This window comes from Marinomonas sp. 63XJN7_9_ISO-PGPR-S23-217 (assembly GCF_056173515.1).
The window spans coordinates 4,236,578-4,259,143 of the sequence record NZ_CM149678.1 but is presented as its reverse complement, the minus strand read 5'-3'; the positions used below and the strand labels follow the sequence as shown (position 1 = coordinate 4,259,143).

General features: G+C 43.8%; 20 protein-coding genes. 11 read left to right on the top strand and 9 right to left on the bottom strand.

What is annotated here, in order from left to right; translation table 11 throughout:
* Positions 1-22: 22 nt before the first annotated feature.
* The 4 genes from AC0VYI_RS19980 to AC0VYI_RS19965 form a co-directional block, all read right to left on the bottom strand.
* Positions 23-700, bottom strand: coding sequence for a YceH family protein (locus AC0VYI_RS19980; RefSeq protein WP_475445086.1), 678 nt, complete (start codon positions 698-700; stop codon positions 23-25).
* Between the two features lie 13 nt (positions 701-713).
* Positions 714-1,547 (bottom strand): sterol desaturase family protein, encoded by an 834-nt coding sequence (locus AC0VYI_RS19975; protein WP_475445085.1) that lies wholly within the window; start codon positions 1,545-1,547, stop codon positions 714-716.
* A gap of 181 nt (positions 1,548-1,728) precedes the next feature.
* A complete protein-coding gene (locus AC0VYI_RS19970) occupies positions 1,729-2,121 on the bottom strand; it encodes a DUF1801 domain-containing protein (protein WP_199473987.1) in 393 nt (130 codons plus the stop codon).
* Between the two features lie 61 nt (positions 2,122-2,182).
* A complete protein-coding gene (locus AC0VYI_RS19965) occupies positions 2,183-3,337 on the bottom strand; it encodes a MalY/PatB family protein (RefSeq protein ID WP_475445083.1) in 1,155 nt (384 codons plus the stop codon).
* A gap of 335 nt (positions 3,338-3,672) precedes the next feature.
* Between AC0VYI_RS19965 and betI the strand changes: the two genes are divergently transcribed.
* The 5 genes from betI (at position 3,673) to AC0VYI_RS19940 (ending at position 8,982) form a co-directional block, all read left to right on the top strand.
* Entirely contained in the window at positions 3,673-4,260 is a 588-nt protein-coding gene (gene betI / locus AC0VYI_RS19960) for a transcriptional regulator BetI (RefSeq protein ID WP_199473997.1), read from the top strand.
* A gap of 110 nt (positions 4,261-4,370) precedes the next feature.
* Positions 4,371-5,315: a choline ABC transporter substrate-binding protein gene (locus AC0VYI_RS19955; protein ID WP_199473999.1), complete on the top strand. Its 945-nt coding sequence runs from the start codon at positions 4,371-4,373 to the stop codon at positions 5,313-5,315.
* A 104-nt stretch (positions 5,316-5,419) separates the two neighbouring features.
* Positions 5,420-6,265, top strand: a complete 846-nt coding sequence (choW, locus tag AC0VYI_RS19950; RefSeq protein WP_199474001.1) for a choline ABC transporter permease subunit — start codon at positions 5,420-5,422, stop codon at positions 6,263-6,265.
* A 2-nt stretch (positions 6,266-6,267) separates the two neighbouring features.
* On the top strand, positions 6,268-7,455 hold the full coding sequence (choV, locus tag AC0VYI_RS19945) for a choline ABC transporter ATP-binding protein (protein ID WP_475445081.1): 1,188 nt from the start codon (positions 6,268-6,270) through the stop codon (positions 7,453-7,455).
* A 243-nt stretch (positions 7,456-7,698) separates the two neighbouring features.
* A complete protein-coding gene (locus AC0VYI_RS19940; protein ID WP_199474022.1) occupies positions 7,699-8,982 on the top strand; it encodes an MFS transporter in 1,284 nt (427 codons plus the stop codon).
* A gap of 69 nt (positions 8,983-9,051) precedes the next feature.
* On the opposite strand, the gene AC0VYI_RS19935 is transcribed toward AC0VYI_RS19940, so the two are convergent.
* On the bottom strand, positions 9,052-9,657 hold the full coding sequence (locus tag AC0VYI_RS19935) for a LysE/ArgO family amino acid transporter (protein WP_475445078.1): 606 nt from the start codon (positions 9,655-9,657) through the stop codon (positions 9,052-9,054).
* Between the two features lie 108 nt (positions 9,658-9,765).
* Here AC0VYI_RS19935 and AC0VYI_RS19930 point away from each other — a divergent pair, with 108 nt between their 5' ends.
* Both AC0VYI_RS19930 and galU read left to right on the top strand, forming a co-directional pair.
* Entirely contained in the window at positions 9,766-10,656 is an 891-nt protein-coding gene (locus AC0VYI_RS19930; RefSeq protein WP_475445076.1) for an ArgP/LysG family DNA-binding transcriptional regulator, read from the top strand.
* 50 nt (positions 10,657-10,706) lie between these two features.
* Positions 10,707-11,537 (top strand): UTP--glucose-1-phosphate uridylyltransferase GalU, encoded by an 831-nt coding sequence (gene galU, locus AC0VYI_RS19925; protein WP_475445074.1) that lies wholly within the window; start codon positions 10,707-10,709, stop codon positions 11,535-11,537.
* Between the two features lie 135 nt (positions 11,538-11,672).
* Here galU and AC0VYI_RS19920 read toward each other — a convergent pair whose 3' ends face one another.
* Entirely contained in the window at positions 11,673-12,461 is a 789-nt protein-coding gene (locus AC0VYI_RS19920; RefSeq protein WP_199474028.1) for an inositol monophosphatase family protein, read from the bottom strand.
* A 299-nt stretch (positions 12,462-12,760) separates the two neighbouring features.
* Between AC0VYI_RS19920 and AC0VYI_RS19915 the strand changes: the two genes are divergently transcribed.
* Positions 12,761-13,483 (top strand): RNA methyltransferase, encoded by a 723-nt coding sequence (locus AC0VYI_RS19915; protein ID WP_199474031.1) that lies wholly within the window; start codon positions 12,761-12,763, stop codon positions 13,481-13,483.
* Positions 13,484-13,603: 120 nt separating this feature from the next.
* Here the strand turns inward: AC0VYI_RS19915 and gndA are convergent, their stop codons facing one another.
* Entirely contained in the window at positions 13,604-15,127 is a 1,524-nt protein-coding gene (gene gndA, locus AC0VYI_RS19910) for an NADP-dependent phosphogluconate dehydrogenase (protein ID WP_475445073.1), read from the bottom strand.
* 498 nt (positions 15,128-15,625) lie between these two features.
* Between gndA and AC0VYI_RS19905 the strand changes: the two genes are divergently transcribed.
* The 3 genes from AC0VYI_RS19905 (at position 15,626) to AC0VYI_RS19895 (ending at position 18,980) form a co-directional block, all read left to right on the top strand.
* On the top strand, positions 15,626-17,182 hold the full coding sequence (locus tag AC0VYI_RS19905; RefSeq protein WP_475445072.1) for a phosphoenolpyruvate carboxykinase: 1,557 nt from the start codon (positions 15,626-15,628) through the stop codon (positions 17,180-17,182).
* A 122-nt stretch (positions 17,183-17,304) separates the two neighbouring features.
* Positions 17,305-18,102 carry a TatD family hydrolase gene (locus AC0VYI_RS19900; RefSeq protein ID WP_475445070.1) on the top strand — a complete coding sequence of 266 codons (798 nt, stop codon included), beginning with the start codon at positions 17,305-17,307 and terminating at the stop codon, positions 18,100-18,102.
* Complete coding sequence (locus tag AC0VYI_RS19895) at positions 18,099-18,980, top strand: sugar nucleotide-binding protein (RefSeq protein WP_475445068.1); 882 nt, start codon at positions 18,099-18,101, stop codon at positions 18,978-18,980. Before AC0VYI_RS19900 ends, AC0VYI_RS19895 begins: the two co-directional genes overlap by 4 nt.
* 556 nt (positions 18,981-19,536) lie before the next feature.
* On the opposite strand, the gene AC0VYI_RS19890 is transcribed toward AC0VYI_RS19895, so the two are convergent.
* Both AC0VYI_RS19890 and AC0VYI_RS19885 read right to left on the bottom strand, forming a co-directional pair.
* Positions 19,537-21,453 (bottom strand): beta-ketoacyl synthase, encoded by a 1,917-nt coding sequence (locus AC0VYI_RS19890; RefSeq protein WP_199474054.1) that lies wholly within the window; start codon positions 21,451-21,453, stop codon positions 19,537-19,539.
* A gap of 160 nt (positions 21,454-21,613) precedes the next feature.
* The gene (locus AC0VYI_RS19885) at positions 21,614-22,546 is read right to left on the bottom strand and encodes a glucosaminidase domain-containing protein (protein ID WP_475445066.1); all 933 of its coding nucleotides are present in this window, start codon (positions 22,544-22,546) and stop codon (positions 21,614-21,616) included.
* Positions 22,547-22,566 lie beyond the last annotated feature (20 nt).

The window sequence follows — 22,566 nt, the reverse complement described above, 5'->3', positions numbered from 1 at the left end:
GCTAGTCTGACGCTAATCGTCATTATAGTCCACTGCCATTTTCAAGGTGTTCTACTCGTTCCATTAAGCTTAAGACTTGTTCTTCTAAGTCAGCAATACGTTTGATAAGTGAGGGATCTTGATCGCTTTGCTGGTGGTTGTGAGTCTCACCAAAGGTGGCGACCACGGCCCTGTCTTGTTCATTATGCTCAGTGCAGAAGCATTCCCGATAACGTGACTCCCGCTTTCCAGGTTCTCTGGCCAGTTGTTCAACGTAAGGACCGCCCGTTTTTTCGTGAAGACTTTGTAAGGCACTTTCCACTTCGTCACGGCTTTGAAAGCTGTATAAACGGCCACTGCGCGAGCGTAACTCCCCCGGAGTTTGTGCGCCACGTACAAACAATAAGCAGATAATCGCGGTTTCCGCAGGCGAAAGTTGTAAGTCTGAAAATTCGGTATTACAAAAGCGATGTTGATATTTGCTGACACGGCTGTGGGAGGTTGATATTTCAGTTACTAAGCCGCGATCCACCAATGCATCCAGAACGTCTTGCACGTCTAATTCGCTGTACTGGGTGACAGGCTCACGGTTGGATTTTTGATTGCATGCGTTGATCAGGGCATTCAGGCTTAATGGGTATTGGTCTGGTGTGGTGATTTCTTTTTCGATCAAACACCCAATAATACGCATTTCGATTTGGTTTATAGCGTGATAACTCATAGTGCTCCCTATACTATTTATCCCATTTTATTGGGGTCTTGTTGTTGGATGTGGTATGGCCTGTTGCGACTGAAGAGGCAGCAAAGGGCATAACAATAAGGCTGATAAAAGAAGGCGGGGGAGAATAAGAGGGGCTGGGTAGGCCGATGCTCAGTTGCCCATCGCCGTCCTGAGCGCGTGGTGTATTGCTTTGGAAACATCTGTCCCAAATGCTTAAGCAAAAGCCAAAATTGCTATGGGCTTCTTGTGGACGTCGCGAATGATGGATGCGGTGCATGTCAGGTGTGACGATGAGTGCGCGTACCCAAGGCTCAAGCCTGTTGGGTAATCGGATATTGGTGTGGTTAAACATGGCAAAACCATTAAGCAAAATATCAAATACTAAAACGGCAGCGAGGGGCACCCCTAATAGCCAAATTGCACAGGCTTTGATCATCAACGACAGGATAATTTCAACTGGATGGAAGCGAACGGCGGAGCTGACATCCAGTTCTGGGTCGCTGTGATGGACTTTGTGAATACGCCATAACCAAGGAATACGATGAAATAGTCTGTGCTGCCAGTAAATAAGGGCGTCTAGAAACACTAAGCTGAGAATAAAGATAAGCCAATAGGGTAGATTAAGGCTATGCAGGAGTCCGTTATGGGTATTGAGTAGTGCGATAAGGGAAAGTAACAGTGGCTGCAGGAGGCGCACACACAGAGCATTGGTTAGCATTAAGGCAGCGTTGTGTCGCCAGCGCGGTAGCGATAGGCGCAATGGTTTGCGCGGACGTTGCCATTGCCAAACCAGCAATACACTAAGCAGCGCCAAGAAAATACCTATGCGTACGGTAAAATCGATCATCAAGCGTGTCGCCTTTAATGCGGACCTTTCTTTTTCGTTATCTTGTTTTATCAGTGATTTCTATCTTAAACGTACCGATCAGCAATGACACGCTTTAATTGCGTTTTGGTTGATTGGTATCGAAAGGGCAGCGGTTAATATGACGATTACGCTGTAGTAGGTCAATATTATAGGTAACAGGTCAATGTAAATGATGTGCCTGTCGCTCACGATTGCGTTTTACCGCGCTGGCTTTGATTTGGCTGAGTAGCTCAGTAAAGACATTGACATTGATCTCATTAAGGCGATGAAAACGTAGGCAATTTTCGCCAAACTGAGCATGATTCAGACGCTGGGCAAAGGAATAAAACAGGCTGGTATCTGAAAAATAAATACACAGGTGATCTTGACGGGCCGCCACACCAAAAAGCCAGTCCGATTCTTGTTGGAAATAAGGGATACCAAGGTCAAAAGAGAGCTCGGCATCCGGTGCTATTAGAGTCATTATATCAATGATTTCATGCAAATCATCACGCATTGCTGAGGCGGCATGCTGAATATAATAATCGATAAAATTACTTGCAGGTGACGTCATCGCAATAACCTCTTTTAATAGAGTTTATTTTTGCCTAACAACCTGTTTTTAAAGAATAATTTTATAAAGCTCTATTCTTTTTTAAGGCGACTTCAAGGCGCTCAATTGCTTGTTCAAGTTGACGCATGGGACACCCAAAGTTTAATCGAATAAAGGCCGAATTACCAAATTCTTTACCATCCGAGACACCAACACCTGCCTCAAGAAAAAAATGATGAGGATTATCAATACCTAAGGCAGAAACATCGATCCAAGCGAGGTAGGTTGCCTCAAGTTTTTGCATCGAAAACGGCGTTTTTTTCAACCATTGTTGCAAAAAATTACGGTTCTTAGTGAGGTAGTTCAGCAATGCTTGGTGCCATTGTTGGCCTTCTTGGTAAGCGGCTGTGGCGGCAACCAAACCAAGCATATTGGGGTAAGGAATTAAGCCGCTTTTGGCGTCGTTAAATGTCTGTCTTAGTTTCGTGTTTTCTATAATGGCAAAAGCATAGCCTAATCCTGCGATATTAAAGGTTTTACTGGGGGCCATTAACGTGATGGTTCGCTTAGCTGCGTCGTCGTTTAGGCTGGCAAAGGGAGTATGCTGCAGGCCATCAAAAATCAGGTCACAGTGAATTTCATCACTGACAACAAGTAAATTATATTTTTCCGCGAGTGTATGGATTTGCGTTAATTCTTCTCTTGTATAGACGGTGCCGCCAGGATTGTGAGGGTTGCATAGGAGAATCATTTTAGCGTTAGCTTGCGCACAGGCCTTTTCTAATTGAGTGAAATCCGGCACCCAACGGTCTTGTTGGATGGTCATATCGACGGTTATTAGCTGGCGCTTTGCGAGTTGTGGGGCTCGGTTCAGGTGATAATACACTGGGCCTGGTACGACGATGCCATCGCCTTCGTTAGAAAACGCCCTGACGGCCAAGTGCAAGGCACAAACCAACCCGGGCAGATGAGAGAGGGCCGCTGGAGAGATGGACCAATGATATCGATGAACTAGATGGTTTAGGATGGCATTGTTTAGGGATTTGGAAGCGTGAGTGTAACCAAAAACCCCCTGATTAATACGGTTATTTAGGGCGGTTTTGATGCATTCTGGTGAGTCAAAGTCCATGTCTGCGACCCACATTGGGATGACATGCTCAGGGTATTTTGCCCACTTATCACTTTGTGTTTGGGTGCGATCTATGAGGGTGTCGAAATCAAAATGTGGCTTTTTCATACAAATTTTCCTTGTTAAATTATTTGAGCTCTATTAAAAATTATATTGTCAACACGTATTTTGTAGATTTTTCAATGCTTTATGTCACATTTTTGTTGAATTTTTAAACACATAATGAGCATTTTTTAGTTTTATTTCCTTATTTTTTATCCTTAAGCGTCCATTGTATGCCAAAAAAAAGATGTAAAAAATTTAAAAGATAGTTTTTATTATAAAAATCAAACGGTTATGTTTATTAGTGTACTAATATTTAGATTTGTCAAGGGTTGACCCTTATTATATAAAGAGCCTAGTATGTTTTCATTAAACGACCGTTTAATAAAAAAGGATGCATTATGCCAAAAGTTGGAATGCAAAAAATTCGTAAACCTCAACTCATTCAGGCGGCGATTGAAGCCATCAATGAATACGGTTTTTCTGGTGCAACGGTCAGTATTATCGGTAAAAACGCCGGTGTTTCTCCTGCCATTATTAATCATTATTTTGGTGGAAAAAATGGTCTATTCGAAGAAACCATGAAAAGTTTGATTCGTGAGTTTTTTGATATTTTGAGAGAGCAAGTGCAACAGGCACACAATGCCAGCGCAAAAGAAAGGGTAATGGCCATCGTTCGAGCCAGCTTTAGTCAATCTCAAACGAACCCTGAAGTGGTTAAAGCTTGGATGGGGTTTTGGGCTTCGGCCATGCATACACCGTCATTATACCGGTTGCAAAATGTTTATAGCCGTCGTTTGCATACTTCATTGGTAGTGGTGTTGCGAGATCACTTTGATATTAACGAGGCGCGTAACATTGCGCAGACGGTTGCCGCTTTGATTGACGGCATGTGGCTACGAGGGTCTTTGTCTGGCGGTATTGATAAAGCGCGGTCTGCGAAACAAATTCAAACTTATTTAGATTTTGTTTTTAAACAAGTTTTCTAGGTCGAGGGTTGGCCTAGAAAGGTGTAGCAAGAGATTTCTTGCATTGCAACCTAGGGTAAGCGTTGGTGCTTATTGCTTCATGATAGAGTTTTTAAAAAAGAGGATAAGTTATGTTAAAGAAGGCTACTAAAACCGCATTGATGGTTGGTATTGCCAGTATTTCTGGCTTAACGATGGCAGCAGATAACAGTTGCTCGACAGTGCGATTTTCGAATGTGGGTTGGACTGATATTTCTGCAACAACTGGATTAACAACTCAAGTGCTTCACGGCTTAGGCTACAAAACGACAATAGATCTTTTGTCCGTTCCGGTGACTTTCTCGTCATTAAAAAATAAAAATATTGATGTTTTCCTAGGGAATTGGATGCCAACCATGAAAGGCATTATTGAGCCCTATGAAAAATCTGGTGCGGTACAAGTTATCGGCCCTAACCTTGTGGGGGCGAAATATACATTGGCTGTCAATAGAGAGGCTTATGATGGTGGTGTGCACAGTTTTGCAGACATTGCCAAATACCGTAAAGAATTTAACGGCCGCATTTATGGTATTGAGCCGGGTAATGATGGGAACCGTTTGATTTCCAAAATGATCAATGAAAATGCCTTTGGTCTGGGTAAATTCCAACTAGTGTCATCCAGTGAAGCGGGGATGTTGTCTCAAGTAAAGCGTGATGTCCGTCGTCATAAGTGGATTGTTTTCTTAGGTTGGGAGCCGCACCCAATGAATACTGAATTCAAAATGAATTATCTAAAAGGAGGCGATGCTTTCTTTGGTCCAGATTATGGTGGTGCAAAAGTGTATACGAATGTGCGCAAAGGCTACCTTCAAGAATGTCCTAATGTTGGCAAGCTTCTCACCAATCTTAAGTTCTCACTGCCAATGGAAAACCAAGTTATGGGTTACATCATGAACGATGGTCAGCAACCCTCTGCAGCCGCTAAAAAGTGGCTGAAAGCAAATCCCGAAGTACTGACTAGCTGGCTGGCTGGTGTCAAAACTAAGTCTGGCGGTAATGGTCTTGCAGCTGTGAAAAAATATCTTGGTGTGAACTAGTTTCCTTATGCATCTGAAGTAATACATAAGGTTATTAGTGAAAGGTATGTATTGACGGTTCGCCATGAACCGTCAATAAAAAAATATTAATTCGGGAGAAAACTATGAATTGGCTAACGGACCATAAAATTCCTCTTGGCGCATGGATGGAAACATTTGTTAATTGGCTAGTAAATAATGCCTCCGGTTTTTTTGACATGATTTCTAATGTATTAGGAACCATGATTACATCTATGGTTGACGCTCTGATGTGGATTCCTCCGCTGGCCGTGGTGGCGATTGTTGTCGTGGGTGTTTGGTTTTTACATAAGAACATTGGTTTGATGGTGTTTATCGCCGCTTCCATGTTGCTCATTATGAATTTAGGTTACTGGCAGGATACGGTTGAAACCTTGGTGATGGTGATATCGGCGACGGCATTTAGTGTCCTAATTGGCGTACCTATCGGTATTGCCGCTGCCCATAGACCTTGGTTATATACAATATTACGACCCATTTTAGATTTGATGCAAACCATTCCGACGTTTGTGTATTTGATTCCTACCTTGATTTTATTTGGACTGGGCTATGTGCCTGGTTTGATTTCTACGATTATTTTTGCCATTGCCGCACCGATTCGCTTGACCTATTTAGGGGTGAGTAAAGTGCCTAATGAATTGTTGGAAGCGGGGCTCGCTTTTGGTTGTACAAAATCCAAACTGCTGTACAAAGTGGAGTTGCCTGCCGCTATGCCAAGCATTATGGCGGGGGTCACCCAATGTATTATGTTGTCTCTGTCTATGGTTGTGGTCGCGGCATTGGTGGGAGCTAATGGTTTGGGACGCCCAGTGGTTCAAGCATTGAATACGATTAATATCTCGCAAGGTTTTGAGGCGGGTGTATCCATCGTTTTGGTGGCGATCATGTTGGATCGTATTTGTAAAACACCATCAATGACTCGTGAGGGATAATCATGGCTGTTGTTAAAATTGAAAATATAGACATTGTGTTTGGTAAAAACCTGGCTAAGACGTTAACGCTCATGGATAAAGGTCATGGTCGCGATGAGATTATCGGCATAACGGGGGATGTGGTTGGTGTACGAGATGCCAATATTGAAGTAAATGAAGGCGAAATTTGCGTCTTGATGGGCTTGTCCGGTTCTGGTAAATCGACTTTGCTGCGTGCTGTGAATGGACTCAATAAAGTTGCCCGTGGTCGCTGCCTGGTTCGTGACGGGGACAAAATGGTCGATATGGCTTCTTGTGATGATACAACCTTGCGCCGTATGCGAACTCATCGCGTGTCAATGGTCTTTCAGAGCTTTGCTTTAATGCCTTGGCTAACGGTATTAGAAAATGTGGCGTTTGGTTTAGAAATGCAAGGTATGCCAAAAAACAAACGCTTAGAGAGAGCGAAAGAGCAGTTAAAAATGGTGGGGCTTGATAAGTGGGCTTCTAAATATCCAGATGAGTTGTCTGGTGGGATGCGTCAACGGGTAGGCTTAGCCCGCGCTTTTGCGATGGACACCGATGTGTTGTTGATGGATGAGCCTTTTTCAGCATTGGATCCACTGATTCGCTCTCAGTTGCAGGATGAGTTGATTGAGTTGCAAAAGCGTCTGAAGAAAACCATCATTTTTGTGAGCCACGACCTAGATGAAGCGCTGAAAATTGGTTCCAAAATTGCTATTATGGAATCGGCTCGTATTGTTCAACAAAATACCCCAGAACAAATTGTCCTTAACCCGGCGACTGAGTACGTTGAGCGATTTGTTGCTCATACAAACCCATTGCATGTGTTGTGTGGCAATTCATTGATGACGCCAATCGCAGAGCTACCAATAAAGGATGATCGTTATTCTTTAACGGAAAATCTTTGGATGACATTGAAAGAGGGTGAATTTGTTAATGTGCAATCGGCGCAGGGGGAGAGTGTTGCAACTGCCCAATGGGAAGAAGGAATGGACATTGAGGATCTTCAAGAAGGGGTTATCGTTCGTGTGCCAGAAACCATTAAAATGCGTGATGCGGTGGAAATTCGCTATCAATCGAAACGACCACTTTTACTAGAAAACGCAGGGCAATGTGTCGGTTTATTAACCGATCATAATTTCTATCATGCTTTGCTGGGTAAACATTTTAGTCGTGATGAGGTATAATCAACCTATAATAAGTTATTTTACCCATAGGCAATTCTGCTAGTAAAAGAAACATTTTAAAAAGGCCTTTATAGTTCGACTGTAAGGGCCTTTTGCCTATCAAAAGTAGTTAACAATGTTGGCATTTTACGTGCTTACTGCTATTGATAAATATTAGGTATTGCAATGCCCGTTCTTGTCGGTATAGTCTGCCGAAATTATGACCACTACGATGTTTATTATCGCTAATTCAAAGGAATCTGCATGATCAAGCAAACCCTTTTTCCAATTTGGAGTCTACTTTTTGGTATTGCCATTATTACAATGGCGAGTGCCTTACAGAGCTCGCTAATTGGTATTCGTGCTGCGATTGAATCGTTCGATACGACGGCAACGGGTCTGATCATGTCGGCCTACTATTTAGGCTTTATTCTTGGGTCTCAGTTGGTGCCTACTTGGGTTAAGAGCGTCGGACATATTCGGGTATTTGCCGCTGTGGCTTCTTTAGCGTCTGTTACCATCTTAATGCAATCTGTGGTGGTAAATCCTTGGTTCTGGATGCTGATGCGTATGGGAACAGGCTTGTGTTACGCAGGTTTGTTTATCGTGACAGAAAGTTGGCTGAACGATATTGCTACCAACAATACCCGTGGGCGTTTGTTTTCAATTTACATCATCGAAATATGGGCCAGTCAAACGATGGGGCAGTTTTTGCTTAATGTCTCCTCGCCCAGTGGGTATGGATTATTTATTTTAACCTCTGTATTAATTTCCCTTGCGTTGGTGCCTTTATTGTTGGTGCGTACACCATCACCGACCATTCTTGTGCCTGAGAAACTTAATATTCTTGGTCTGATAAAAACAGCTCCCTTGGGGGTAACGGGTGTCACCATTGCCGGTGTTACTTCTGGCGCGATATTAGGGTTAGGGGCTCTATATGCCCAGCGAATGGGGATGAATGTTGGGAAAATTTCCCTCTTTATTGGGGCCAGTTATATCGGTGGTATGCTTTTACAGTGGCCAATTGGTAAATTGTCTGATCGTCAGGATCGGCGAGTGACCATTCTCTGGGTTGGTATAATGGGGGCTATCGGTGCCTTTATTGTGCCGCTTGGCGCATCGATGAAGAGTGAAATTGTTATGATGGTTGGCATGTTCTTTATTGGTGCCTTTACCTTCCCTATGTATTCGTTGGCCTCTTCTCATATTAATGACCAACTACGACCTGAGCAAATTCTCTCAGCGAGTAGTGGGATGATTTTACTCAATGGGATTGGTGGGATTTTCGGGCCTTTGTTCGCATCCGCCTTGATGGATCTGGTGCGTATTGACGCATTGTTTTGGTTCATTTCAGCGATGAATTTAACGGTTGCTCTAGTTGCTTTGTATCGCATAAATTACCAGCCACCAATGATCATCGAGGATCAAGGGGATCAGATTCAAGTGGCTTTGGCTGTCAGTCCGGTGGTGACAGCAGAAATGTTGGTCGAAGCCGATTCATCTATCTCGCCAGTGGAAGAGAGCCATGAGGTAGAGATCAAACTATAAGGTTTGTTACTCATTGGCTCTTTCAAAACGCCACACTCTTATCGTCAATCGCGCTTTTTTTTGATGCGACTAAAACGATGATTGTGTGGCGATTTTTATGGCGATGATACTGATGAGCAGGGCATTTGCGCGATTAAACCAGCGCCAGAAGCGAACAGAGCTTAGCCAGTTGGCGCATAGGTGGCCGAGAATGGATAGTGATAGAAACCATATAATGGAGGCGCTAATCCCCCCAATAACAAAGAATAGTGTGCTGTCTGGAAACTGATTGGCCAAACTGCCCATTAAGACCATGGTATCTAAATAAAAATGCGGGTTTAACCAAGTGACGGCCAATGCCATTAAAAACAGGGGCCATATCGATAGCCTTGATGTAATGTGCTGTACAATAAGGTGTTCTTCCTGAAAAGAGCTTCGCCATTTTTGGTAAGCAAACCAAAGTAAAAATAGCACCCCAAACCAGCGAAATAGTTCCAGAAGACCTGCCTGATGATGTATTAACACGCCAACTCCAAACGCACCTAAGGAAATCGCTAGTGCATCACTTAGGATAAATAATAGAGCGATGGGAAAAGCCATGTGTCGCTTTAGGGCTTGTTCCAATAGAAAGCTATTTTGTGCACCCACGGCGACAATGAGACCGCCGCCCGTAATCAATCCACTTATGAATGCCATTATATTGTTTCTCTGTAGGTTTTTGCTTGCTGATACGTTTAGCTTGATCTTAAACGGATTTTTCGATAAAAATAAATTAATAAAATTTTAATTACATTAGAATATATTATGTTGGATTATCACTCTGTTGCTTGTTTTTGTTCGGTTGTGCGCTTTCAAAGTTTTGAAAAAGCAGCTCAGCACTTAAACTTAACGCAATCGGCTGTGTCCCAAAGGGTGAAGCGCTTAGAGGAACAGTGTGGAGGGCCACTATTGATTCGGGCTAGGCCCATTGAACTCACGATGTTGGGAGAGCAACTGCTTGCCCATGCTAATAAAGTGGCGATGTTAGAAGACGGTTTGTTTGGCAACCTAACAGGTGAGAATGCTCGTCAGCCATTGTCTATTGCGGTAAATAACGATGTGCTGGCGACTTGGTTTAGCGATGTGGTGACGGATTTTTCGCGATTGGATGATACGCGCTTACACATTAAGGCAGCGGATCAAGGTAAAACGCGAGAGTTACTGCAGCGTGGCGAGGTGGTAGCTTGTATTAGTCAAATTGGTACCCCTGTTTCTGGTGGAACCTCCATCTTGCTAGGTTATATGCACTATGAGTTGTTTTCCTCACCTGAGTTTATAGAAAATGTACTGAGATGTGACAGATGTAAGATTAGTGTTAGGTCGGTAGCTCGTGCGCCGTCATTGATTTATGATGAGAATGATGAGTTGTGGGCGCGTTATGTGAAAGAGTGCTTAGGAATGCCGTTGGATTCTGATACGAGCCACTGGTATCCGTCTTCTCATGGCTTTGTCTCTATGGTACTTGGTGGTACAGTCTGTGCATTAATTCCAAGTATACAAGTGAGGCAAGCGGTGGAGGCTGGTCGGCTTGTGTCTCTATTTCCACAAAAAAAATTATCTGTGCCAGTTTATTGGCATTGGTTTAAGTTGAACTCACCTGTTTTGGAGCGACTCTCTTCTGTTGTTCAGAAGGTCTCAAAAAGGGTGTTAAGTTAAAATAACCATGGTTGTGGTTGCTGATAAATTTGTTTATTTAAGGAAAGAGTATGATTCGCAAATGTTTGTTCCCTGTTGCTGGTTACGGTACACGCTTTTTGCCAGCGACTAAGTCGATGCCAAAAGAGATGCTTCCCATCGTCAACAAGCCACTGGTTCAGTATGGTGTGGAAGAAGCCGTACAGGCGGGTCTGGATAATGTCACATTTGTTACTGGCCGTGGTAAGCGTGCTATTGCTGATCATTTTGATATCAGCTATGAGCTTGAACATCAGATTTCTGGTACCAGTAAAGAACAGTATTTAGATGGTATTCGTTATTTGATTGATAATGTTAACTTCTCTTTTACTCGTCAAAACAACATGTTAGGTCTTGGTCATGCCATTCTGACAGGTGAACCATTGATTGGCGATGAAGCGTTTGGCGTCGTATTAGCCGATGACTTGTGCTTTGGTGAAGGGGAAGGTGATGGGGTCATGGCACAAATGGTGAAACTATATAATCAGTTCCGTTGTACCATTGTTGCCATTGAAGAAGTACCTGAAGACGAAGTGCACAAGTATGGTGTGATTAAAGGTGACTCTATGATGGAGGGGTTATACCGTGTGACGGACATGGTTGAGAAACCTAACAAAGAAGAAGCCCCGTCTAATTTAGCGATTATTGGTCGTTATATTTTGACGCCTGATATTTTCGATAAAATTCGTAATACGCCAGCGGGTCGAAATGGTGAAGTACAAATTACCGATGCTATTTTGCAGCAAGCAAAAGAAGGCTGTGTATTGGCTTACCAATTTAAGGGTCGTCGTTTTGATTGTGGTAGTGTGGATGGTTTTGTCGAAGCGACCAATTACTGCTACCAAAATGTTTACAAAGCATAATTGGTTGGCTAACTAGTTAAACGCAAAAAGCCCGTTTATGACGATGTTATAAACGGGCTTTTTGCGTTGTATCGACTAACTGACATAGACGGATAGGAGACTCAGTCCAGTATATGTCAGTTAGCTTTTTAGATTTTAAAGTAGGTGTTTGTTTAAAGCAGGCAGCAACACTTTGAAAAGGCGTGCGTTTGCGCACAAAACATCGCCGCTTTCAATGTTAGGTGAGCCATCAAAGGTGGCGTACAGGCAACCTGCTTCTTTGGCAATAAACAAAGCCGCTTGCATTTCCCATTCTTGAAGTTTTATTCCCCAAGCGGCATCCAAACGACCTGCCGCCGTGTTTACTAGCATCAACGCGGGTGCATCTTGCATCACAACGCGGGCGCCTTTTTGTGCAAGATCAGATAATAGGGCCAGTTGACCAGCCAAATAAGGGGCCGTGCGATCGGTGGCAGGAAATTGTGCTGCTAGAGTCGTTTTATCCAGATCACGGGCTGTACTAGTGCGAATACGAGAATTGTTAAGATAAGCTCCACGGCCTTTGCTAGCGTAGAATTCGTCTTTAGTATGAGGGTTAAGCACTAATGCATGCTCTACTTTACCAGCAACTAAGTAACTCATGGTAATAACATGGCCTGTTAGACCACGTGTGAACAGATGCTGTCCTTGGATCGCATCGATGATCCATTCGCCTTCTTCACCTGTTTGTACGCTACCTTGTAGACGAGTGGTAATGGTGTCACCAGGGTAGGCTTTTTCAAGGTGGTAAACAATGCTGCGTTCAGCACCAGTGCATACGGTTTGGTAGACCTGTGCGGCATTTTGGCCCTGCTCTTTGTCGAAAAGGAGCTTTTCTTGAGAATGGATGATGTATTCAGCTGCTGCGCGAGCGGCTTTGATTGCGACATTAATTCTAGGTTGCATAAGTTACCGTCTTTCTAATGAGAATGCGTCCACTGCCTAAAAAGGGCAGTAGAAGTTGCCAATAAAGTGTTAAAGAGCGTAGGCCTACCCAGAGTGAAAAAGAGAGCGAAACGAATGGTTTACAGCTTTCTTAATAAGACGCTCTGGATCTGCTTGAATAAGAGGGCGGATTCTAGCGTAAAGGTTGAGTGTTGGCTAGTGAATAATTGGTGAAAAACTGAGCAGTTTAAGGTTTTTGCTGAAAAAACTGTTAACATTCGCGGCAACCTTCGTTTTTAGAAAAATGGATAGTGTCTAGCATGCAGAATAAAGTAAGAATTGTCCTTGTTAATACCTCCCACCCCGGCAATATTGGTGGGACCGCACGGGCAATGAAAAACATGGGATTAGCCGATTTGTATCTGGTTGCCCCAAAACATTTCCCAAGTGATGAAGCGATTAGCCGAGCCTCCGGTGCGAGCGATTTGCTCGACAATGCGGTTGTGGTAGACACCTTAGAAGAAGCGATTGCAGATTGCCAGTTGGTGATTGGTACCAGTGCTCGTGAACGTCATATTCCTTGGCCTTTAGTCGACCCTCGTCAGGCGGCTGATTTGGTCTTTGATGAAGGGTTGGAAACAGCCTTTGTCTTTGGTCGTGAGGATCGTGGTTTGACCAATGAAGAATTGCAGCGTTGTCACTATCATGTGCATATTCCTTCAGTCGATACTTTCAGCTCGCTAAATCTCGCGGCAGCGGTGCAGGTGATTGTTTACGAATTGAGGATGAAGTCTCTGTTAATGAAGGATGAGCCCGTTGTGGCCTCTAAGTGGGATTTACCCGCCGCGACAGCAGAGCAAATTGACTTTCTGCTTGATCACTTGGAAACCGTCTTGGTAAAAACGGAGTTTTTAGAGCCGAAAATGCCTGGAAAAGTGATGACACGCTTTCGTCGTTTGTTTCAACGAGCGCAGTTGGATCAACAAGAATTAGGCATGTTGCGGGGAATGCTAACGGCTATGGAAAAGCAGATGAAAGAGTAGGAAAAGGAAGAGCCAAAATTAAATAAAAAAGCCCAAACGATGTTTGGGCTTTTTTAGGTATAAACACCCGTTGATAAGTGGCGTTTGTTCGCTTTCCAAAGTGTTACAGTAGGTTGCTACTTACACTTTGCGTTCAGGACGACCTTCTTCTTGCCAGAAAGTGTGGTATTTCTGACCTGGTTCGCCATCGACACGCTCATAGGTGTGAGCTCCAAAGTAATCCCGTTGGGCTTGTAGTAGGTTCGCTGGTAACACCTCTGAACGGTAACCGTCGAAGTAAGCCAGAGCAGAGAAGAAAGCGGGAGTAGGCACGCCTGATTGAGCTGCTAATACTACGGCTTTGCGGAGTCCTGCTTGTTTTTTGGCCATTGTATCGGCGAAGTAATCGCTTAATAACAGGTTTTCAAGTGCACGATTACCATCAAACGCATCGGCAATTCTTTGCAAGAAAGACGCGCGGATGATGCAGCCTCCACGCCAAATTTTCGCGATATCACTGAAGTTGAATGTCCAGTCATATTCTTTCTCTGCTGCACGCATTAATTGGAAGCCTTGTGCATAGGCGCAAATTTTAGCGCAATATAGAGCTTCCTCAATTGCTTTTTCAACTTCCTCCGCAGCAATCTCGCCACTTTCTACTTCTGCCGTCAGAATGCCGGCAGCATGTTCGCGTTCCGTTGTGAGCGAACTTAATGCGCGAGCATAGACGGACTCGCTAATAATACCGGCAGGGACACCCATCTGTGTTGCACTAATAGAAGTCCAACGCCCCGTCCCTTTTTGGCCAGCACTGTCCAGTATCATATCGACCAGTGGTGCACCCGTAGCTGCATCATATTGCTGCAGAATATCGGCGGTGATTTCAACTAAATAGCTGTCTAGATCACCCTGATTCCATTTTTCAAACAGTTTGCCTATTTCTTCAGGCTCGTAGCCTAGCAAAGAGCGAAGCAAGTGGTAGGCTTCACATATGAGCTGCATGTCAGCGTATTCGATGCCGTTATGTACCATTTTGACATAATGGCCAGCGCCATTGGGCCCAAGATAAGCGGTGCAAGGCTCGCCTTCAGTGACGGGTTTGCCTGGTGTGTTGCTGATAATTGGTTTGCCATTCTTGTCTACTTTTGCAGCCACGGCTTCCCACATAGGTTGCAGGTGTTTCCATGAGTCCGCATCACCACCAGGCATCAAGGACGGGCCAAAACGAGCGCCGACTTCACCCCCGGAAACGGCGGTACCGAAGAATTTGAAATAGTCTTTATATTCTGCTTCGCGTCGAATGGTATCCGTCCATTGGCTGTTACCACAGTCAACAACGATATCATCCGATTCAATTCCCGCTTTAATTAGATCGTTACAGACGATATCAACCGGTTTGCCTGCAGGAACGAGCAAAACGACCACTCGAGGTTTGGCAAGGTTGCTTAACATGTCTTCCATATTAGGACAGCCGATGATTCGGGCTTCCTTTTGAGTATCTGGACGCTCACGTTCTTCTGTATCCAGAACGTCTTTAATTTTGTTGGCGTCAAGATCAAAACCTGCAACTCGATAGCCATGGTCGGCTAGATTAAGGGCGAGATTTTTACCCATGACTCCTAGTCCGACAAATCCAATATTGCAGTTCTGATTTGTGTTTAACATAAGCTTCGATCAACCTTTTAGAATAGGGGGGATTCGAGAACCAATCTTATCATGAAGCCCCGAAGTTAAGGGGCAGAATCATAAGAAAAAACTTAATAATTGTGAAATTTTAATGTTGTTGGCGATAAATGCTCCTTATTTCGCTAAAAAAAGACACGTTGTCATTGAAATGAAACGATCAAAAAAGCGAATCACACAAAGAGACTACTTACTATTTAGTCACATAATCACCAAAAAGAAAGAAAATAACAAAAAAATATCGTAATCATGCCAATTTTCTTTGTATTATTATCTGTGTTTTTAATGTAATGCTAATAAAATCAAACGGTTGTATTGATTTATAAAATTACAAAACAGTAATAAAATAACATGTTGTTATAACAATACTTTTTCTTAGATTGTTTTGTTACTATCGATCTTACCAGTTTTAATTTCCTATAATAAATGGGAATGCCCCAGTACAGGTAAACTTTTTTTAGTTCAGAGGATTTAATACAAATGAGCGCCGCATCAGAGGTTACAACCATTCATTTAAATTTAACGACACCGCAGTTAGTTGAAAAGGCCCTGCAAAATGGCGAAGGCGTGCTTGCTGACAATGGTGCACTTGTCGTAGAAACGGGTGCACGTACGGGCCGCTCTCCTATGGATCGCTTTATTGTGGAAGAAGCATCTAGCAAAGACAGCATTCATTGGGGGCCTGTCAACCGACCTTTCCCAGAGGCGAAGTTCGCCCCCTTGTGGGATCGTGTGGAAGCGTATTTAAATGCGAAAGAGTCGTTTGTTTCTAAGATTCATGTTGGCGCGGGCGATGAGTATTATTTGCCAGTGATTATGCGGACAGAGACGGCTTGGCATCATCTATTTGGCCGTAATCTCTTTATTCGCCCAGAAGTGTATAACCCTAGTGTAAAGGGTGAGTGGCAGGTTCTTAATGCGCCAAACTTTGTGTGTGAACCGGAGCGCGATGGCACTAATTCAGATGGTTGTGTGATTTTGAGCTTTGCTGAGCGTAAAGTGCTGATTGCAGGTATGCGCTATGCGGGTGAAATGAAAAAAGCCATGTTCTCTGTGCAGAACTATTTGTTACCTGCTTACGATGTGTTGCCTATGCACTGCGCAGCGAATGTGGGTACAGAAGGCGATGTAACATTATTCTTCGGTTTGTCTGGCACTGGTAAAACAACCTTGTCAGCGGATCCTGAGCGCTTTTTGATTGGTGATGACGAGCACGGCTGGGGCAAAGATACTGTCTTCAATATTGAAGGTGGGTGTTACGCGAAAACCATCGATCTTTCTCAAAAGAATGAACCTATTATTTGGGATGCGATTAAGTTCGGTACAATCGTTGAGAACGTGGTACTGAACCCAGAGACACGTGTGGCGGATTATGCTGATACGTCTTTAACGCAAAATGGTCGTGCTGGTTACCCACGTGAACATATAGAGAAACGTGCTGCTGGTAACCGTGCGGGCGAGCCAAATGCTATTATCTTCTTGACCTGTGATCTTACTGGGGTTCTTCCACCGGTTTCTATCTTGTCAAAAGAAGCGGCGGCTTATCACTTCTTGAGTGGTTATACCGCTTTGGTTGGTTCTACGGAAATGGGGGCTGGCACTGGCATAAAATCTACCTTCTCGACTTGTTTTGGCGCGCCTTTCTTCCCTCGTTCTGCGGATGTTTATGCGGACTTGTTAATTAAGCGCATCGAAGAATTTGGTAGTAAAGTGTATTTAGTGAATACAGGTTGGACAGGGGGCGCCCATGGTCAAGGTGGTAAGCGTTTTAGCATTCCTACGACTCGTGCGGTGATTTCAGCTATCCAGTCAGGTGCACTAGTGGACGTGGAAACGGAGCATTTAGACGACGTGAATTTGGATGTTCCGACTCAGGTGCCAGGTGTTGATAGTGTGCTGCTAAACCCTCGTAAGACATGGTCTGATGAGGCCGCTTATCATGTACAGGCAAAGGCGTTGATCAGCCAATTCGTTGAGAATTTTAAAAAGTTTGACAGTGTTTCAGAGAAAATCGTTAAGGCTGGTCCTGCTTTGTAATAGCCTGTCTATTGTGTTGTTTATTAAGTTGAATTTTTCTTTTGCTTAATAATCTTAAAAGCCGTGTTTTTAGCACGGCTTTTTGCTTTCTTATGTCGGTCTATCTGGCCTGATGACGTCTCATGTTGTACTCTTTACTGATGTATGTGGATACTCATTGTCATTTAGATTTTGCTGCTTTTGATGGCTCTCGTTCTGAGCTGATGTCTGCTTGTCTGGAAAGTAATATTCGGCATTTTTTGGTGCCTTCGACAACCTATATAAGTTGGCAAAAAGTAGCGCAACTTGCTCTTGTTTACCCTATGTGGCGAGTGGCATTTGGTTTGCATCCTTATTTTTTGCGTAGCGAATGTATTGAGAATATTGATAAGCTTGGCGACGTCTGTGAACAAGAAAAAGCAGTCGCCATCGGCGAGATTGGTCTCGATTTTTGGCCTGATGCGGTGGCTGTAGAGGTGCAAAAGCGCTTTTTTGAGGCTCAATTAAGTGTCGCAAGAGAATTGAATTTGCCAGTGATTTTACATGCCCATAAAAGCTATGATGTGGTTCTAAAGATGATTCGTGACGCAAATCATACCTGCGGTGGGATTATTCATGCCTTTAATGGTAGTCTAGAGCAGGCCAATCGATTTGTGGAGCGAGGTTTTTTGCTAGGGATAGGCGGAACAATAACTTATCCTCGGGCCAAAAAGGCCCATCGAGTAGTGCAACAATTAGGAGATCATGCGTATGTGTTGGAAACGGACTCGCCTGATATGCCGTTGCATGGTTTTCAGGGGCAAATAAACACGCCTTTGAGTATTCCTAAAGTGGCTTTTTGTCTGGCTGAGTTAAGAGGTCGGAGCGTAAATGATATTGCTAAACAAGCGAAAAAGAATCTACTTAGATTGTTTCCTAAGTGGTATGAGGATGAACGTTGAGTAACCAAGACGATATTAATGCGCCAATACGTATTTTACTATTAGGGTCAGACACGGAAATTGGCAGCGCCTTATTAGCCTTTTCGAAAGATCAAAATGAGTTTGAGTGGCTTTGTCCCTCAGAGAGTGTATTGTTGGGAAGTCAGGTTGAGACTGAACTGGAGGCACTGCAGTACGATGTGGTTATAGATGCTTTAAGTCTGCGTCATGCGTTGCAGGATGACTATTCCAAAGTGCAACATGTTTTGTCTTTGTTAAGTGAAAAGAAGACTGCGCCGATTATGATGATCAGTTCGGTAAGAGTGTTTTCAGGTGAGAAGTCGGCTTCATATTTAGAGACAGATGAGCCGGACGGAACAGACTCGTATGCTCGGGTGTTGATTGCATCCGAAGAGATCGTACTGCGTCATGAGGAAAATATTGTATTGCGAACAGGGTGGTTGTTTAGTGGGCACAGTGATGATTTTGTTTGCCGCACACTTGGTTTGATTCAAGATGGCGTCAATCTGGCTTATAAAGACAATCTGGTAGGCTGTCCTACCCCCGTATCAGACCTTGCTCGCGTGGCATTGTCTGTAATCAAGCAACGCCATTATGGGGCAAAAAACACAGGAATTTATCATTATTGTTGTGCTGAAGAAATTAGCTGGATTGGTTTGGTTGAGGCGATTTTAGCGACGTCTGGTCAAATGGACCCCAAGGTCAATGTTGAGGTGGAATCGATAGAGGATTCTCTGATGGTCATGGATGGCGAGGTAGCACAAATAAAAAGGCAGTCTTTGTCCTGTCGTAGGGTGTTTAACCATTATGGTGTTAAGCAGCGTCCTTGGCGATCTAACCTGCGAAATTTAGTCAAAGAGCTTTATAAAACGAATTAATTATTAGTTAGGGTCTGACGTGAATAGAATCAATCACAAAGCGGTCATATTAGTTTTTTTATTGCAACTTCTGGTTGGGTTTTTGTGGTACTCAGCCGCGCCAACTTCGCTGTTAAGTAGCGGTCAAAGTGCGGCGCCTTTGCCAAATCCGAAAACGGTTGTGTTTTTTTGTCTGGCTGCTTTTGTGTATGTATATTTTACCGCGTGGTTATTAATAAAAGTGAAGCCTCCATCAAGCTTTTCTATGATGCTGGTAATTATAGGGTTTTGGGTATGTTGCGTGCTGCCTAATTTTGTCTTTATAAGTGTGTATTTGCACTTAACGGAGTCTACCTGTATTTACTTATTGTCGTTTGGGGCAGTCAGTTGCTTGATATCTTCTATTGTGCTGCCTTTGTGGCGTTCTTCTCGATCTATTTTTAAAGGCTAAGCGGGCGTTATTTTCAAGGTGGGTTAGTCTGGCAAATATTCTGAATAGACTTTATAAAAAAACGCAAAGAGCTTTAAGGCCTTTGCGTTTTTTTGTGTTGTGAGAGATTGATTAGGCGGCTATAGATCAGCAGATATCATCAAAATCGTTATTAACCTTTAACGAGACTGGGATGTCATAGCCAGGTAAACGGATTTCAGACTCTGACATGATTAAGTCTTCGCCCCCGAGAACGTGGAAGCCAAATTTATATATAGGATGGCTTTCACCGTGAATGGCTGCTTGGTTATACGCTTCTGCGGCGATTCGGACTTGCTGGTTTTTCTCTTTATAGTCGGCCATTTGCTCTTGTGAATAACGTTTGCTTAGCATATTCATCACCTTGTGAGGTGCAATGAGGACGGCTGTCGCATTGTTTCCACCAAATCCTTTTGAGTTGAGAAGAGCGGCATCAAAATATTGGCTGCCATATTCTTGGTGTTTCAATTGGAAGTGCAGGCCTTCTTGGTATACGTCATCTGCTAGGGCTTGAGAGGTAACGATCCCAGGAAGAATGCCGTCTTTCCACACACCCAAAGAGAGGTGTAACTGATCGCCACCAGCGGTGCCTTGAGAGTGGCCTATGTAGGCTTTTACCGCAGTAACAGGCATATTTTTCGCCCCAAAACTGGTCGCTGCTTTACTCAGTACGTGAGATTCTGTGACTCGATTTTGAGGGGTACTGGTACCATGAGCCTGAATAAACGTGCGTTCGGTTAGGCCTGTTTTGCCGATCATGTTTTGTAGATAAGCCATGGCTTTGGTCATGGTGAGATAGTTGCCGATACCGGGTGCCGAAATGGATTTTTTATGCCCATCGGCGTGTGAGAAAACAGCAGGGATGGCGCCATAAATTTCCGCACCAAGCTCTATTGCTAGCTCATCGTCCATGAGCAGTGTCCATTGGCTAGATTCGCCAATGGTAAATCCGCAGTTTTGCGCGAATGGGCGACAGCTACGAGTATGATCTGGTTCTGCTTGGTTGGATATCTGGTCAAGCGCGAGCAGGGCGGTGTCTTCTGCTAGGGCCCCCATGGTTCGAAAGCCTTCGATGATTTCTGGGGTAATCGGAGCATCGCTTCCCCCCACCATGGCGACACGGAATTTTCCGGTCTTAATGCCTTCAACGGCTTTTTCTAGGTTGAAAAAATAGGTTGCACAAGCACCAATGGATGTCCCTACATTACCAACACTGCCTAGTAAGTAAGCGTTCACAAAATCGGCAGGCATTTGGGCATAGCCTAATGGCAAATGTTTAGACGTGGTACGTTTTCCCATTAGTGCGGATTTGAGCATGCCGCCAAACCCTAAATCGTCCATTTGCCCAATGGAGTTAGCAGCGTAAACGGCCATCTCATCGGGAGCTACTTTGCTACGAATTACTTCCCAGTCAATACCTGTGCTTTGTAATGCGTCCGAAGCACCATAAACCGTCATTTGCAAACCGCGAGGATGGTTGCGGCTTTGGTAAAGCTTGGCCGCATCAAACCCAGTGGGAAGTTGTCCTGCAGATTTGACTGATAATGGTCTGGTATCTTTGATAAAGGCTTCTAGGTTGCCATCTACTGTGACGCGTGAAAGATTGTCTGAAATCGCAGCAACATGCCAGTTGGCTGGACGATCATCGGGCAGTGAGCGCGTTTTGATCGTAAAACTGAGTTTTTCTTCTTGGCTGTTGGGTGCAAGAACAGATTTCTTATGAAGCGTGACGTGATCAACATCAAATAAACTTGGGTGGATACGACGAATCAGCGTTTGAGCGAGTAACGTCTCACCAATGCTGTCGATTAGCGCGATATCATCTAAGGCTTCGCCATCATCGGTGTGCCATAAGCCATTTCGATAGTCAGCTGCGTTCGTTAATGTCGCAAGATCGAGTAACACATCTTGTTGCATGTGACTGGGTAGGAGGTCAAAAACAATACGGCGATAGGCTTGATGTGAAGAGCTGCGACCAGCTGAATTTATTCCGCCAAAGCCAATAATAACAGGTAAACGGGCCAATTGAATTTCCTCGTTTTAAATGGGTAAAAGTTAGAGCTATTGTAATGAAGGAGGGCTTAGTTAGCCACCCTACTATATGGAAATAGATGTTATTCCAATCGGCTCAACAGGTTTTTAAGAGACTTTTTTGCTTGGTCTCTATTGTGTTTATTTTAGTATATTAGTTAACACTTACTTTTGGGTCATTTTGGGTATTAAAACGCCACAGTTTATTGTATTCAATAAGTCCTTCTATTTCGTCAACATAGGCCTGCCCGCGTTGCGAGTAGTTATCTAAGCCATGAACAAGAGCGAGCCCTGTAATGGGATCGTGGTCTTTGCGCAAGTTAGCTCGGATCGCTCTTAGCTTTTTGTAGGCGGCGTTTTGATTAAGGTTATCAATGTAGGCAAATACGGACTCTCTTGCATCGTTAAACTTTCTCACTTCATGTGCAGCACCATCATCTCTCGATTCAGGTACTAGACCGCAGCCTTTTCTAAAACACCATTGACCAAAATAATTATTTCCATCGGTCGCAAATCTAGAGGTTCCCCAAGCCGATTCGTTTGCCGCCTGAGCGAGTACTAAGGAGCTTGGTACAATGTCAACGTAGTTAAGCAGTTGTTTTATGTCATCGACACTTGGGTTGTCTACTGTATCAAGACCACTGCTAGAGCTTAAGTCCGAAAGCCAAGCTTTATCTTTTGCTGACAAAGAATCCCCTTTTTTCAGCGTAGTTAACAAAGAGAATAAGTGTTTTCTTTGTCGAAGGATTTGAGCATTTTTTTCATCAACAAAAGGTTTAAGAAAACTGAAAAAGGCCTGTTTGCGCTCATTCACATCTTTTATAGCCGAAAAGTCTGGTGTTTTAGCTGTTACTGGGTGCTTCTTGAAGTAATCCTTTTCTTCTGCTGAGCTTTCTCCAGAAAGATTAGCCTGATCCTGTAGGCCTGCTTCCTCCTCGGCTTCCCCATTAGAAGACTGTTCACTAGACACTTGTCCAGATGAGGCCTGCGATGTGTTATTTTCGTTCAGTTTGCCGACGGATTCTATTTTTAACCAGAGGATAAAAATAAGCGCAAATGATATAAGCCAGAGAATTTTTCTTTCCATAAATGACTAAGGGTCTCGAT

Coding starts and splice junctions, on each gene's coding strand:
- AC0VYI_RS19980 (WP_475445086.1), bottom strand. CDS start 700: ATGAGTTATCACGCTATAAACCAAATCGAAATGCGTATTATTGGGTGT.
- AC0VYI_RS19975 (WP_475445085.1), bottom strand. CDS start 1,547: ATGATCGATTTTACCGTACGCATAGGTATTTTCTTGGCGCTGCTTAGT.
- AC0VYI_RS19970 (WP_199473987.1), bottom strand. CDS start 2,121: ATGACGTCACCTGCAAGTAATTTTATCGATTATTATATTCAGCATGCC.
- AC0VYI_RS19965 (WP_475445083.1), bottom strand. CDS start 3,337: ATGAAAAAGCCACATTTTGATTTCGACACCCTCATAGATCGCACCCAA.
- betI (WP_199473997.1), top strand. CDS start 3,673: ATGCCAAAAGTTGGAATGCAAAAAATTCGTAAACCTCAACTCATTCAG.
- AC0VYI_RS19955 (WP_199473999.1), top strand. CDS start 4,371: ATGTTAAAGAAGGCTACTAAAACCGCATTGATGGTTGGTATTGCCAGT.
- choW (WP_199474001.1), top strand. CDS start 5,420: ATGAATTGGCTAACGGACCATAAAATTCCTCTTGGCGCATGGATGGAA.
- choV (WP_475445081.1), top strand. CDS start 6,268: ATGGCTGTTGTTAAAATTGAAAATATAGACATTGTGTTTGGTAAAAAC.
- AC0VYI_RS19940 (WP_199474022.1), top strand. CDS start 7,699: ATGATCAAGCAAACCCTTTTTCCAATTTGGAGTCTACTTTTTGGTATT.
- AC0VYI_RS19935 (WP_475445078.1), bottom strand. CDS start 9,657: ATGGCATTCATAAGTGGATTGATTACGGGCGGCGGTCTCATTGTCGCC.
- AC0VYI_RS19930 (WP_475445076.1), top strand. CDS start 9,766: ATGTTGGATTATCACTCTGTTGCTTGTTTTTGTTCGGTTGTGCGCTTT.
- galU (WP_475445074.1), top strand. CDS start 10,707: ATGATTCGCAAATGTTTGTTCCCTGTTGCTGGTTACGGTACACGCTTT.
- AC0VYI_RS19920 (WP_199474028.1), bottom strand. CDS start 12,461: ATGCAACCTAGAATTAATGTCGCAATCAAAGCCGCTCGCGCAGCAGCT.
- AC0VYI_RS19915 (WP_199474031.1), top strand. CDS start 12,761: ATGCAGAATAAAGTAAGAATTGTCCTTGTTAATACCTCCCACCCCGGC.
- gndA (WP_475445073.1), bottom strand. CDS start 15,127: ATGTTAAACACAAATCAGAACTGCAATATTGGATTTGTCGGACTAGGA.
- AC0VYI_RS19905 (WP_475445072.1), top strand. CDS start 15,626: ATGAGCGCCGCATCAGAGGTTACAACCATTCATTTAAATTTAACGACA.
- AC0VYI_RS19900 (WP_475445070.1), top strand. CDS start 17,305: ATGTTGTACTCTTTACTGATGTATGTGGATACTCATTGTCATTTAGAT.
- AC0VYI_RS19885 (WP_475445066.1), bottom strand. CDS start 22,546: ATGGAAAGAAAAATTCTCTGGCTTATATCATTTGCGCTTATTTTTATC.